This is a genomic window from Cryobacterium sp. MP_3.1 (assembly GCF_035984795.1).
Lineage (GTDB): Bacteria > Actinomycetota > Actinomycetes > Actinomycetales > Microbacteriaceae > Cryobacterium > Cryobacterium zongtaii.
The window spans coordinates 72276-85769 of record NZ_JAXCHV010000012.1; the positions used below are offsets into that span (position 1 = coordinate 72276).

Below are 13494 nucleotides of genomic sequence, written 5' to 3' on the forward strand. Positions count from 1 at the left end.
GGGTTTCATGGATCAGCCAGATCCGTTCGGTTTCACCGGACTCACCTACGACGACGTCCTTCTCCTGCCGGGTCACACCGACGTCATTCCGAGCGAGGCCGAGACAAAGTCCCGGCTAACCCGCAGAATCAGCGTCGCGACGCCGCTGCTGTCCAGCGCGATGGACACCGTCACCGAGACCCGCATGGCCATCGCCATGGCTCGTGAAGGCGGCCTGGGCATCCTGCACCGCAACCTGTCGATCGCCGACCAGGCCGAGCAGGTGGACCTGGTCAAGCGCAGCGAATCCGGCATGATTACCAATCCGGTAACGACTTCGCCCGACGCCACCGTGGCCGAGGTGGATGCCCTCTGCGGGCAGTTCCGCATCAGCGGTCTGCCGGTCGTCGACAACGACGGTGTGCTCGTGGGCATCATCACCAACCGCGACATGCGCTTCGTCTCCGCCGTGGCCAAGCACACCACCCGGGTGCGCGAGGTCATGACCACGTCGCCGCTGATCACCGGCAAGGTGGGCATGGCCCCCATGGACGCCGTGGCCATCTTCGCCACCCACAAGATCGAGAAGCTGCCGCTCGTCGACGATGCCGGCCGGTTGACCGGTCTGATCACCGTCAAGGACTTCGACAAGAGCGAGGAATACCCCAACGCCACCAAGGACGACGCCGGGCGCCTGCGCGTCGGCGCGGCCATCGGCTTCTTCGGTGACGCCTGGCGCCGGGCATCCGCCCTGCTCGAGGCGGGCGTCGACGTGCTCGTGGTCGACACCGCCAACGGCGACAGCGCCGGTGTGCTCGAAATCATCCGCAAGCTCAAGTCAGACTCGGCCTTCGCCGACGTCGACGTCATCGGCGGCAACGTCGCCACCCGCTCCGGCGCGCAGGCACTCATCGACGCGGGCGCGGATGCCATCAAGGTGGGCGTGGGCCCCGGCTCGATCTGCACCACCCGCATCGTCGCCGGCGTGGGCGTGCCGCAGATCACCGCGGTCTACCAGGCCTCCCTGGCCGCACGGGAGACCGGCGTGCCGGTCATCGCCGACGGCGGACTGCAGTACTCCGGTGACATCGCCAAGGCGCTCGTCGCCGGCGCCGACACCGTGATGCTCGGCTCCCTGCTGGCCGGCTGCGACGAAAGCCCCGGCGAGCTCGTCTTCGTCAACGGCAAGCAGTTCAAGACCTACCGCGGCATGGGATCGCTGGGCGCGCTGCAGACCCGTGGCAACAAGACCTCCTACTCCAAGGACCGTTACTTCCAGTCGGATGTGCCCAGTGACGACAAGCTCATCCCCGAGGGCATCGAGGGCCAGGTGCCCTACCGTGGCCCGGTGTCGAACGTGGCGTACCAGCTCATCGGCGGGCTGCGCCAGTCGATGTTCTACGTGGGTGCGCGCACCATCGAGGAGCTCAAGCAGAAGGGCAAGTTCGTGCGCATCACCGCCGCGGGCCTGAAGGAGAGCCACCCGCACGACGTGCAGATCGTGGTCGAGGCGCCCAACTACCGCCGCTAACATCCCGCAACTGTTGCCCATACGGACATGTGCGCCCGGTACGCCGGGCGCACATGTCCGTTTTGGCAACAGAAGGGTCGGGGGCGGGGCTGAGTGCGGGCTGCGACTAAACTGAGCGGGTGAGTATGGAAATCGAAATCGGCCGGTCCAAGCGCGCACGCCGCGTATACGCCTTCGACGACATCGCGGTGGTGCCCAGTCGGCGCACCCGTGACCCCGAGGATGTGTCGGTCGGCTGGTCCATCGACGCCTACCAGTTCGACATCCCGTTCCTCGCCGCCCCGATGGACTCCGTCGTCTCCCCGACGACGGCGATCATGATGGGCAAGCTGGGCGGCCTCGGTGTCCTGGACCTCGAGGGCCTCTGGACCCGGTACGAGAACCCGGAGCCGCTGCTGGCCGAGATCCGTGAACTGCCCGCCGACAAGACCACGGCCCGCATGCAGGAGATCTACGCCGAGCCGATCAAGCCGGCCCTGGTCACCGAGCGTCTCGCCGAGATCCGCGCCGCCGGCGTCACCGTCGCGGCCGCCCTGTCGCCGCAGCGCACGCAGGAGCTCTACGAGACCGTCGTCGCCGCCGGCGTCGACCTCTTCGTCATCCGCGGCACCACGGTCAGCGCCGAGCACGTCTCGCGCAACCAGGAGCCGCTGAACCTCAAGAAGTTCATCTACGACCTCGACGTGCCCGTCATCGTCGGCGGCGCCGCCACCTACACCGCGGCGCTGCACCTGATGCGCACCGGCGCGGCCGGCGTGCTCGTCGGCTTCGGCGGCGGCGCGGCGTCCACCACCCGCACCAGCCTCGGCATCCACGCCCCCATGGCCACCGCCGTGGCCGACGTCGCCGGCGCCCGCCGCGACTACATGGACGAATCCGGCGGCCGCTACGTGCACGTCATCGCCGACGGCGGCCTGAGCACCTCCGGCGACATCGTCAAGGCCATCGCCTGCGGTGCGGACGCCGTGATGCTCGGCACCGCCCTGGCCCGCGCCACCGACGCCCCCGGTGGCGGTTTCCACTGGGGTGCCGAAGCGCACCACTCGCAGCTGCCCCGCGGCAAGCGCGTGGAGGTCGGCACCGTCGCGCCGCTCGAGGCGATCCTCTACGGTCCGGCACCGGTCGCCGACGGCACCGCCAACCTGGTCGGCGCCCTGCGCCGCTCGATGGCGACCACCGGTTACAGCGGAATCAAGGAATTTCAGCGGGTTGAGGTAGTTGTCGCGCCGTACTGAGTGAACTAGCGTCGAAGCAAGCACCACCGATGGCGATGGGAGTTTGCAGATGACGCACGATAACTCGGTGACCAGGTCCACGAAGCTCGGACCTGAGGAACGCGCGGCGGCGATCGAACGCCTCAAATCCAAGGAACTCGACATCCTCGTGGTCGGCGGCGGCATCGTCGGCACCGGCAGCGCGCTGGATGCCGTCACTCGCGGGCTGAGCGTGGGCATGCTCGAGGCCAGAGACTGGGCGTCGGGTACCTCCAGCCGCTCGTCGAAGCTCGTGCACGGCGGCATCCGTTACCTGGAACAGCTCGACTTTCGGCTGGTGCGGGAGGCCCTCACCGAACGCGGCCTACTGCTCAAGCGCATCGCCCCGCACCTGGTCAAGCCGGTGCGCTTTCTCTACCCGTTGCAGAAGCGAGTCGTCGAACGCGGCTACGTGGGCGCCGGGATGCTGCTTTACGACGTGCTCTCCTACATCGGCGGTCGGCCAGGCGTGCCGCACCACCGGCACCTCAGCCGCAGCCAGGTGGCGAAGCTGGTGCCCAGCCTCAGCCACGACGCCCTCGTCGGCGGCATCACCTACTACGACGCTCAGGTCGACGACGCACTCTACGTGGCGTCGCTGGCGCGCACGGCATCGGCCTACGGCGCCCACGTGGCCAGCCGGGTGCGGGTGGAGGGTTTCCTCAAGGTGGGCGAACGGGTCGTCGGCGTGCAGGCGCACGACCTGCAGACCGGGGAGCGCTTCGAGGTGCGGGCCAAGCAGGTCGTCAACGCCACCGGCGTCTGGACCGACGACACCCAGCGGATGGTCGGTGAACGCGGCACCTTCAAGGTGCGGGCGTCCAAGGGCATCCACCTCGTCGTGCCGCGGGACAGGTTCCAGTCGTCGATGGGCCTGCTGCTGCGCACCGAGAAGAGCGTGCTCTTCGTGATCCCGTGGGGCCGGCACTGGCTGATCGGCACCACCGACACCGACTGGCACCTGGACAAGGCGCATCCGGCCGCCACGGCCGCGGACATCGACTACCTGCTCGAACACGTCAACGCCGTGCTGCAGGTGCCGCTGACCCGGGAAGACGTGGAGGGTGTCTACGCCGGCCTCCGGCCGCTGCTGGCGGGGGAGTCTGAGCAGACCTCCAAGCTCTCCCGCGAGCACCTCGTCGGGCACTCGGTGCCCGGCCTGGTCGTGATCGCCGGCGGCAAGTGGACCACCTACCGGGTGATGGCCAAGGACGCGATCGACGCCGCGGTGGATGCCCTCGACGGGCTGGTTCCGCCGTCCACGACCAAGGAGATCCCGTTGCTCGGCGCCGAGGGCTACCGGGCGGCGTGGAACAAGCGCGGCAAGATCGCCCATGCGTTCAACCTGCACACCGTGCGGATCGAGCACCTGCTCAACCGCTACGGCACCCTCACCGACGAACTGCTCGACCTGATCAAGGAGAAGCCGGAGCTGGCCGACCCGTTGCCCGGCGCCGACGACTACATCCAGGCGGAGGTGGTGTACGCCGCGAGCCACATGGGCGCGCTGCACCTCGAGGACGTGCTCGCCCGACGCACCCGCATCTCCATCGAGGCCTGGGACCGTGGGGTGTCCGCGGCACCCGTCGCCGCCCGGCTGTTGGCCGAGGTGCTCGGCTGGGACACCGAGCGTGAGGAGCGGGAGGTGTCGATCTACCTCAAGCGGGTCGCCGCCGAACGGGCCTCGCAGACCCAGCCAGACGATGAATCCGCCGACCGGGTGCGGTTGGAGGCGCCGGACATCGTCACGAGCTGAGCCCGCGGGCGTCACTGCGCCTCCTGTCGGCGACCGCCCCCGCTATAGCGGGTGCGGTTGGCCGCACGAGGTGTAGTGAGTGGGCGCTGGAGGAACACTCAGCGAGCCCGGGGGATGCCGTTGCGGCTGAGGAGGTCTCCCAGAGCAGGGAGGGATGTGGCAACCGACCAGTCCCAACGGAACACGCCGAACCCCAGTGCGCGCAGTCGGTCCTCCCGTATCTTTTCGGCTATGACGATATCGGCAGTGGAGCGCCCGCCGGTGAACTCGCGGCGCAGGTACTTACCGCGCCCATCGAATTCGCCGACCCTGCCGACGGAGCGCCAGAAGAAGTCGGTGAACCCGATCAGGCCCGCGTGATCCCAGTGCGGCACCTGTAACTCGGGCAGGAGAAAACCCAGCACGAAGATGCCGGCCCGGCTGATCGATTCTCCGGCCGACCCGGAGAGCGGTGAAGCGAACTCCAGGACCCGCCCCGCGGCCGCGCGACCGGTAACCCGCCCGAGCTGGTCGAACGCGCGGTCGAGGTCTGCTCGGGTCGCCAGGGCGCGACCGTCGCGTGATTGGTGGATGGCTTTGTCCATGACCGCCACCGCCTGGCCGAACGGGAGCACCCTGGCGAGTGCCACCGCGGTCGCCGCGACCGAGGTCACCCGAAGCCCCTCGTGCTCCACGACGTCGAGGCTGTGCTCCTGCGGATGACGGATCACGCCGCGCCGAGACCGTCCGCCCGCCGCCCTGGAGGTGGCAAGGTGGATTTCCGCCGGCCAGGCACCGACAATCGGCAATCCCCATAGCGCCGCCGCCGAGACGTGCGAGTACACAGCCGGTGCCTCCGCCGTGGCGGCATGTGCGCGGATCCGACGGAGGTAACGCGCATCCGCGCCCAGGGCATCCCACTCGGCAGCGAGTGTGTACACCCCGCGGCGGAGGCGAACGACGGTGTGACGTTCGTATTCTCGGCGGAGCTCGTGATGGAGGCCGATCCGCGCCGCGTCGCTCGCCAGGATGAGCCCACTAGTGCCGGACAACGCGGCGAGGACCTCCATGCTGCCTGATGATGTGGTGGTCATGCCTCGAGGCTGGCGGATCGTCGGGCCCGGCGGCGGCGGCGGGACGTATCTGTGCACTTCCTCGGACCGTCCCCAGGCTATGGATCGCAACCCGACCGCCCAACCCGACCGCCCAACCCGCCCAACCCGCCCGTCACTGCACCTCGTGTGGCCGATCGCGCCCGCTATAGCGGGCGCCGTTACCCGTAGGAGGTGCACCGAACCCGTCCCGGGGGCAATCGCGGCCCGCCCGACCGGCGAACACGCTCCGGTAGAATGACTAGACCACCCTCAAGCCTTCAGGAGTCGCACCATGGTTGACGTTCGACGGGTCAAGCTCCCCGGTGTGGGTGTACTGCACACCTTCATCACCGACGACGGCGGCAAGGTCGGTGTCATCGCGCACCGCTCCGGTCACAGCGATCTGATCACCTTCGCCGACGACGAGGGTGGCCCCGACGCCAGCAAGGTGTCGCTGCGCCTGAGCGAGGACGAGGCGCACACCCTCGCCGAACTGCTCGGCGGCACCCAGATCACCGAGTCGCTCACCGCGCTCGACCAGATCCCCGGGCTCAGCATCGACTGGTTCACCGTGGACTACGAAGACCACATCGCCGGCCAGCCGCTGGGCAACCCCGCCGAGCGCGGCATCGCCGGGCTCACGGTGGTGGCCGTGGTGCGCGGCGAATCCGCCAACCCCGCGCCCGCGCCCGACTTCAAGGTCTTCCCCGGCGACACCCTCGTCGTGGCCGGCTCTCCCGAGAAGGTGGCGAAGGCCTTCGCCTTCTTCCGCACCGGTGCGATCACGTCCAAGCCCGTCGACGCGCCGCCAGGAGGGTAGCCGATGCACCTCGGTGAAGATCTCCTCACCCTGGGCATCCTGCTCGTGGTGGCCTACGTGCTCGGCCGGTTGGGCAAACTGATCGGCCTGCCGTCGATCCCGATCTACATGATCGTGGGCCTGCTGGCCAGCCCGTACACCGGATGGTTCCCGCTGGACTTCAATTCGGCCGACATCGAACTGATCGCGGTCTTCGGGCTCATCCTGCTCCTGTTCAGCCTGGGGCTCGAGTTCGACCAGGAGGCCTTCTTCGGCGACGCCGGAAAACTGCTGATCTCCGGCGGCTCCTGGATCCTGATCAACATGGGCGCCGGGTTCGCGTTCGGCCTGATGACAGGCTGGGGCGCCAGGGAAGCCCTGGTCATCGCGGGCATGACCGGCACCTCGTCCAGTGCGATCATCACCAAGCTGCTCATCGAACTGCGCCGGCTGGCCAACAAGGAAACCCCGATGATCCTCGGGGTGACCGTCGTCGGTGACATCTTCATCGCCGTGTACCTGGCCATCGTGTCCGTGGTGCTCAGCGGCAAGACCGAGATCTGGCCGATCGTGCTGCAACTGGGCATCGCGTTCCTGTTCCTCGTGGTGATGTTCTCCGTCGCCCGGTGGGGCGGCCGGGTCGTGTCCAGACTGATGCGCACCAAGGACGACGAACTCTTCACCATCCTGTTCTTCGGCCTGGCCGTGCTCTTCGCCGGCATCGGCGAGATCATCGGCGTCACCGACGCCATCGGCGCATTCCTTATTGGCGTGGTCCTGGGCGCGAGCACCTACCGGGGCCGCATCGAACGGGTGGCGGTGCCGCTGCGCGACGTCTTCGGGGCGTTCTTCTTCCTCAACTTCGGCCTGGCGCTGAACGTGGCCGAATTCGGCTCGGTCATCGTCCTGGTGGGAATCGCCATCGTGATGACCTTCGCGCTCAGCCTGGCCTCGGGCGCGCTGTTGGCCCGGATGCACCAGATGGGGCTGCGCGAAGGACTGAACACCGCCGCGATCTTCGTCAACCGCGGCGAGTTCACCCTGATCCTGGCAACCCTGTCGGTCAGCGCCGGCCTTGACCCGCGGCTGCAGCCCTTCGCGGCCCTCTACGTGCTGACCATGGCGATCCTCGGCCCCCTGTTCACCGCCAACTCGGAGAAGATCGGCGCTGCCCTCAGCCGGCGCTCCCGAGCGGCGCATCCGCCCACCCGCACCCCGGAGCGAGACGCCATGCGCGCCGAAGAGATCGCTCTGGTTGAGGCGGTCACCCATGACCAGAAATCCGGCGACCCGATGGTGGACTTCATCTCCGACACGTACCCGACCCCGAAGAAAAAAACCGACCAGGCCGGCCAGGACGACCAGACGGGTGATTACTCATGATGCGCATGATGGTGCGTCCCCGATGGATCGCCGCGCTGCTGCTGGCGTTGGCCATCGCCGGCGCCTTCGCTGCCCTCGGCCAGTGGCAGCTGGCCCGCGCCATCTCGTCCGGCGAGGTCATCGAGCGCACCACCGAGACCGTGCAACCACTCAAAGACACGGTGTCACCGGATGGGCCGCCCGCGAAGGTCGCGGAGGGCCAGATGATCGAGACGATCGGCTCGTTCGTGGCCGGTGACGAGCAGATCATCAGCGGCCGACACAACGGCGGCGAATCCGGTTTCTGGGTAGTCAGCCACTTCGTCACCGATGAGGGTGCCAGCATCGCGGTGGCCCGCGGCTGGACCGCCGACGCCGACCAGGCGGCCGCGGTCCGCGAACGGCTCGCCACACAGATGTCGATCCTGTCCCTCCAGCCGCTCACCGGCCGGTTCCTCTCGTCCGAGGCGCCCGCGCTGCCCGACGAAGACGCCGACCCGCACACGATGACCACGGTGTCCACGGCGGCGCTGATCAACCTCTGGGCCAACTGGTCCGACCAGTCCGTCTACCAGGGCTACATCGTCGACACCGTCGCCCCCGACGGTCTGACGGTCATCGACTCCCCGGAGCCCGAAGTCGAGGTTCCGTTGAACTGGCTGAACATCTTCTACGCCCTCGAGTGGGTCGTCTTCGCCGGCTTCGCCGTGTTCCTCTGGTATCGCCTGGTGCGGGATGCCTGGGAGCGCGAAACCGAGGAGGCCGAGGTCGCCGCTGCCGCTGCGGCCGAGGACGCCGCCGGTACGCCGGACGAGGCAGCCGGCCCGGCCGCTGGCACCGACCGGTCGCACGCCAACGCCCCGTAGAATTAGCCCATGCCACTTGAACCCAAGCCCGCCGACCTGCCCAGAATCCCCGGTGCGCTTCGGCTGTACCAGGTCTCGTCGATCATCACCGGTGTTCTGCTGCTACTGCTCTGCGCCGAGGTGATCGCCAAGTACCTCTTCGGCACCGAGCTTGAAGCCGGCGGCCCGAACGGTTTCCTGGCCCTGGTGCCGGATGGCACCGTGACGGCCGTCAATCTGAGCACCGGACTGCTGATGGTGCACGGCTGGTTCTACGTTCTGTATCTGTTCGCCGATTTCCGCATCTGGAGCATCATGCGCTGGCCTTTCCCCACCTTCCTACTCATCGCACTCGGAGGCATCATCCCATTCCTGTCCTTCTTCCTCGAGGCTAAGGTCGGCCAGCGGGTCAAGGCATATCTCGCCGCGCACCCCGTCGCCGTCGTCGAAAGCGGGGTCCGCGCATGAGCGCCGTGAACCCGATGGACGTCGTGGGCGCCGACGGCGCCGAGGGCCTGGAGAACCTGATCGGAACCGAGGAAGGCGCCGCTTCAGTTGCCACCTCCGGCATCAGCCGCCCGGTGCTCGTGGTGGACTTCGGCGCGCAGTACGCGCAGTTGATCGCCCGGCGCGTGCGCGAGGCATCCGTGTACTCGGAGATCGTGGCGCACTCGATCACCGCCGCGGAGGTCGCCGAGAAGAACCCGATCGGCATCGTGCTCTCCGGCGGACCGTCCAGCGTCTACGCCGAGGGTGCCCCCACCTTCGACCCGGCGATCTTCGACCTCGGCATCCCGGTGCTGGGCATCTGCTACGGCTTCCAGGTGATGGCCACCGCCCTCGGCGGCGAGGTCTCGCACACCGGCCAGCGCGAATATGGTTCCACCCCGGTGGTCGTCTCCGACAGCACCAACGCGCTGCTCGCCGACCAGCCCGCCGAGCAGACCGTGTGGATGAGCCACGGCGACTCGGTGTCCAAGGCCCCCGACGGCTTCACGGTGCTCGCCTCCACGGTGTCGACCCCTGTGGCCGCGTTCGCCAATGACGAACGCCAGCTCTACGGCGTGCAGTGGCACCCCGAGGTCAAGCACTCCGCGCACGGCCAGCACGTGCTGGAGAACTTCCTGCACCGCGCCGCCGGCATCCCCGCCGACTGGAACAGCGGCAACGTCATCGCGGAGCAGGTCGCGCTGATTCAGGCTCAGGTGGGCACGGGCAAGGTCATCTGCGGTCTCTCCGGCGGGGTCGATTCCGCCGTCGCCGCCGCCCTGGTGCACAAAGCCATCGGCGACCAGCTGGTTTGTGTGTTCGTGGACCACGGCCTGCTGCGCGAGGATGAGCGCCGCCAGGTCGAAGAAGACTACGTCAAGGCCACCGGCATCCGCCTGGTCACGGTGGATGTGCGCGAGCAGTTCATCAACGCGCTGGCCGGCGTCAGCGACCCGGAGACCAAGCGCAAGATCATCGGCCGCGAGTTCATCCGCACCTTCGAGCAGGCTCAGGCCGAGCTCATCAAGGAGGCCGCGGAGATCGACGGCGACCCGATCCGCTTCCTCGTGCAGGGCACCCTGTACCCCGACGTCGTCGAGTCCGGCGGCGGCAGCGGCACCGCCAACATCAAGAGTCACCACAACGTGGGCGGCCTGCCAGAGGACCTGCAGTTCGAGCTGGTCGAGCCGCTGCGCGCCCTGTTCAAGGACGAGGTGCGGGCCATCGGCGCCGAGCTGGGTCTGCCCGCCGAGATCGTGCAACGCCAGCCGTTCCCCGGACCCGGCCTGGGCATCCGCATCGTTGGCGAGGTCACCCAGGAGCGTCTGGACCTGCTGCGCCAGGCGGATGCGATCGTGCGCGCCGAACTGACCGCCGCGGGCCTTGACCGGGAGATCTGGCAGTGCCCCGTGGTGCTGCTGGCCGACGTGCGCTCGGTGGGCGTGCAGGGCGACGGCCGCACCTACGGCCACCCGATCGTGCTGCGCCCGGTGTCCTCCGAGGACGCCATGACGGCCGACTGGACCCGCCTGCCGTACGACCTGCTCGCGAAGATCTCCAACCGCATCACCAACGAGGTCGACGGGGTCAACCGCGTGGTTCTCGACGTCACGTCGAAGCCGCCGGGGACCATCGAATGGGAGTAGGCGTTCCGCCGCTCCCGTAGTTGTGCCGGAGGCACCCTCGCCTTGCGCGAGGGTGCTTCCGTCGTTAGGGGGCCACGGGCGCGGTATGCGGGTCAGGCGCCGCTCTGCGGGTGGCGCGCCACCCGCATAACGGCGCCTTGCCCGCTTAGCTGGAAGTGGGCGCTGGCGCCTGCGAGACGACGAAAGGGCCGGCCCGTGGTGGGCCGGCCCTTTCGGGGTGTGCGGGGGAGCGCTACTCGCGGGCGATCATGAAGATGCGCAGCAGCTCGATGTAGAGCCAGACGACCGTGACCATGATGCCGAACGCGCCACTCCAGCCGTACTTGCGGGGAGCGCGGTTATTGACGCCCTTCTGGATGAAGTCGAAGTCGAGCACGAGGGAGTACGCCGCCATCAGCACGGCCAGCACCCCGATGAGCAGGCCCAGCTTGATCTCGAAACCGGCGATCGCGATGGTGCCGCTGCGCATGCCGAACGCACCGTCGACGGCGCCGAACATCATCATGCCGAAGTTGACCAGGGAGAAGACCGCGTAGCCGACCATCGCGATGAGGAACACCTTGGTGGCCCGCTTCGAGGCGCGGATCTTGCCGCTGGAGAACAGCGCCAGGGTGACACCGACGACCACGAGGGTGGCGATGACGGCCTGCACGACGACCCCGGGGGCGATCTGCTCGAAGATGCGGGAGATGCCACCGACGAACAGTCCCTCAAGCGCTGCGTAGGCGAGGATCAGGGGCGGCGACGGCTCCTTCTTGAAGGCGTTGACCAGGCCGAGCACGAGCCCGCCGATCGCACCGAGGATGACCAGGAACGGCATCACCGGGGTGAGCACCCACGCTGTCGCCGCGGCGGCCAGCAGGATCGCGAAGGCCAGGACGGTCTTCCCGATGGTGTCCTCGTAGGTCATCCGGTCGGTGTCCTGCGAACCGGCGGAGGGCGAGTTGTAGAGCGCCTGCAGGTCGTTGTCGGAGAGCACCTTGGACGTGGCAACGGCGCCGGGAGCGCCGAACGCGGCGTTTCTAAATGCGGGGTTGGAGGTAGCCATGGTTTCCTGCCTAACAATCAGCTGGTGAGGGGTGCGCGCCGGTGTCCGACGCGCGAGTCTGTGCCACAAATCTACCGGATCAACCCGTAGTTTGCTGAGAGTCTACTCAGCCTTGACCGGGTCGTGAACGGTGGCTGCGGCGGGCCCGGCGGCCATCTCGCGTTGACGCCAGAGCGCCAGCGCCCAGCCCAACCAGGCGCAGGCCACACTGGCCAGAGAACCACTCAGCAGCCCGATCCAGTGCTGGCTGTACTCGTTCAGGGCGCCCTTGAGCACGAAGCTCAGGACGATCACCGGGATCAGGGCCAGATAGCTGCGCCCCGGCCGGTGCCGGGCGAACAGCCATCCGGCCAGCAACACCGCGAATGCTCCCGCGAAATCCGGGCCGGCGATGAGCACGAGCGCGGCCAGCAGGCACGGCAGGATCACGACCAGCCGGCGCCAAAGGGCACCGGGCAGGATCAGCCAGCCGAGCAGCTGCGCGCAGGGCCCGACCACCACGAACCACAGGCTGTAGGTGCTGACCATGTTGGTCAGGGCCGCGCCGAGCAGGATCATCAGGAGGCCCACCGCATACCGCCATCGGGGGTCGCCCCAGCGCACGCGGGGTGTCGGGTCGATCCAGGTGGTCACAACACAAGATTCTGGCAGGCCGCGGCTAACCTTGGGACATGCCACCCCTCGTGATCGCTCACCGCGGTGCCAGCGGCTACCGCCCGGAGCACACCGAAGCCGCCTACAGGCTCGCGTTCGCCCTGGGCGCCGACGCCGTCGAGCCCGACATCGTCGCCACCAAGGACGGCGTGCTGGTAGTGCGGCACGAGAACGAGATCTCCGGCACGACGGATGTGGCCTCCCACCCCGAATTCGCCGGCCGCCGCACGGAGAAGGTGATCGACGGTGTCGCCATGACCGGCTGGTTCACCGAGGACTTCACTTGGGCGGAGCTGCGCACCCTGCGCGCCCGCGAGCGGCTGCCCGCCCTGCGCGGCCTGAGCGCCAGCTTCGACGGACTCTTCCCGATCCTGCGGCTGCGCGACGTGTTCCGTCTGGTCGATCGGGTGGAGGCGCCGTTGGACCGGGAGCTCGGCGTTGTCGCCGAGATCAAGCACGCCAGCTACTTCGAGTCCATCGGGCTGCCGCTGGACGAACTGTTCGCCGCCGAGGTCAACGAAGCCGGCTGGAACACCGGGGAGGGCCGGCTCACCATCGAGAGCTTCGAACGCACGGTGCTGGCCCAGGTGCAGGCGCGCGGCGTCTTCGGCCGTCGGGTGTTCCTGCTCGAGGCCAGCGGAGCACCCGCCGATCTCGTTGCCAGGTTCGGCGACCGGGCCACCACCTACGCGGATTACCTCACCGACCTGGCGCTGTACCAGCTCGGCCACCAGCTCGACGGCATCAGCGTGCCCAAATCCCTCATCCTGCACACCGGCCCCGACGGCAACATCGACGGCGCCTCAGACCTGGTGGACGCCGCCCACGCCGCCGGCCTGGCGATCTACACCTGGACGCTGCGACCGGAGAACCGGTTCCTGGCCCCCAGCTTCAGGGTCGGCACCCGCAAGGCCGACTTCGGCAATTGGCAGGCCGAGTTCCGCACCATCATGGACACCGGCATCGACGGGGTCTTCGCCGACCAGCCCGACCTGGCGGTACACGTGCGCGACGGGCTGTCCGCCGGGCTGCCGCATCCGCTCTCACCCGCCTGACCCC

12 protein-coding genes are annotated in these 13494 nt (G+C 68.3%); 9 read left to right on the forward strand and 3 right to left on the reverse strand.

Going from position 1 to position 13494, the window contains the following annotated elements; all coding sequences use genetic code 11:
* Positions 1-7 precede the first annotated feature (7 nt).
* The 3 genes from guaB to RCH12_RS09980 all read left to right on the forward strand — a co-directional run bounded on the left by guaB (position 8) and on the right by RCH12_RS09980 (position 4519).
* Positions 8-1510 (forward strand): IMP dehydrogenase, encoded by a 1503-nt coding sequence (guaB, locus tag RCH12_RS09970; protein ID WP_327016761.1) that lies wholly within the window; start codon positions 8-10, stop codon positions 1508-1510.
* 125 nt (positions 1511-1635) lie between these two features.
* Entirely contained in the window at positions 1636-2745 is a 1110-nt protein-coding gene (locus RCH12_RS09975; protein WP_103432174.1) for a GuaB3 family IMP dehydrogenase-related protein, read from the forward strand.
* Between the two features lie 49 nt (positions 2746-2794).
* Positions 2795-4519: a glycerol-3-phosphate dehydrogenase/oxidase gene (locus RCH12_RS09980; RefSeq protein WP_327016762.1), complete on the forward strand. Its 1725-nt coding sequence runs from the start codon at positions 2795-2797 to the stop codon at positions 4517-4519.
* Positions 4520-4617: 98 nt separating this feature from the next.
* Here RCH12_RS09980 and RCH12_RS09985 read toward each other — a convergent pair whose 3' ends face one another.
* The gene (locus RCH12_RS09985) at positions 4618-5592 is read right to left on the reverse strand and encodes a hypothetical protein (RefSeq protein ID WP_327016763.1); all 975 of its coding nucleotides are present in this window, start codon (positions 5590-5592) and stop codon (positions 4618-4620) included.
* Between the two features lie 292 nt (positions 5593-5884).
* Here RCH12_RS09985 and RCH12_RS09990 point away from each other — a divergent pair, with 292 nt between their 5' ends.
* The 5 genes from RCH12_RS09990 to guaA are packed head-to-tail and all read left to right on the forward strand — an operon-like array spanning position 5885 to position 10733.
* Positions 5885-6412: a cation:proton antiporter regulatory subunit gene (locus tag RCH12_RS09990; protein ID WP_088457129.1), complete on the forward strand. Its 528-nt coding sequence runs from the start codon at positions 5885-5887 to the stop codon at positions 6410-6412.
* 3 nt (positions 6413-6415) lie between these two features.
* On the forward strand, positions 6416-7774 hold the full coding sequence (locus RCH12_RS09995; RefSeq protein WP_327016764.1) for a cation:proton antiporter: 1359 nt from the start codon (positions 6416-6418) through the stop codon (positions 7772-7774).
* Positions 7775-7782: 8 nt separating this feature from the next.
* Positions 7783-8619, forward strand: a complete 837-nt coding sequence (locus tag RCH12_RS10000; protein WP_327016765.1) for an SURF1 family cytochrome oxidase biogenesis protein — start codon at positions 7783-7785, stop codon at positions 8617-8619.
* Positions 8620-8628: 9 nt separating this feature from the next.
* A complete protein-coding gene (locus tag RCH12_RS10005; protein WP_088457126.1) occupies positions 8629-9066 on the forward strand; it encodes a DUF3817 domain-containing protein in 438 nt (145 codons plus the stop codon).
* Positions 9063-10733: a glutamine-hydrolyzing GMP synthase gene (gene guaA / locus RCH12_RS10010; RefSeq protein ID WP_327016766.1), complete on the forward strand. Its 1671-nt coding sequence runs from the start codon at positions 9063-9065 to the stop codon at positions 10731-10733. Before RCH12_RS10005 ends, guaA begins: the two co-directional genes overlap by 4 nt.
* Before the next feature lie 232 nt (positions 10734-10965).
* Here guaA and RCH12_RS10015 read toward each other — a convergent pair whose 3' ends face one another.
* Both RCH12_RS10015 and RCH12_RS10020 read right to left on the reverse strand, forming a co-directional pair.
* On the reverse strand, positions 10966-11781 hold the full coding sequence (locus tag RCH12_RS10015) for a Bax inhibitor-1/YccA family protein (RefSeq protein WP_134479930.1): 816 nt from the start codon (positions 11779-11781) through the stop codon (positions 10966-10968).
* A gap of 102 nt (positions 11782-11883) precedes the next feature.
* A complete protein-coding gene (locus RCH12_RS10020) occupies positions 11884-12414 on the reverse strand; it encodes a hypothetical protein (RefSeq protein ID WP_134408918.1) in 531 nt (176 codons plus the stop codon).
* A 38-nt stretch (positions 12415-12452) separates the two neighbouring features.
* Here RCH12_RS10020 and RCH12_RS10025 point away from each other — a divergent pair, with 38 nt between their 5' ends.
* Entirely contained in the window at positions 12453-13490 is a 1038-nt protein-coding gene (locus RCH12_RS10025; RefSeq protein WP_103478920.1) for a glycerophosphodiester phosphodiesterase family protein, read from the forward strand.
* Positions 13491-13494 lie beyond the last annotated feature (4 nt).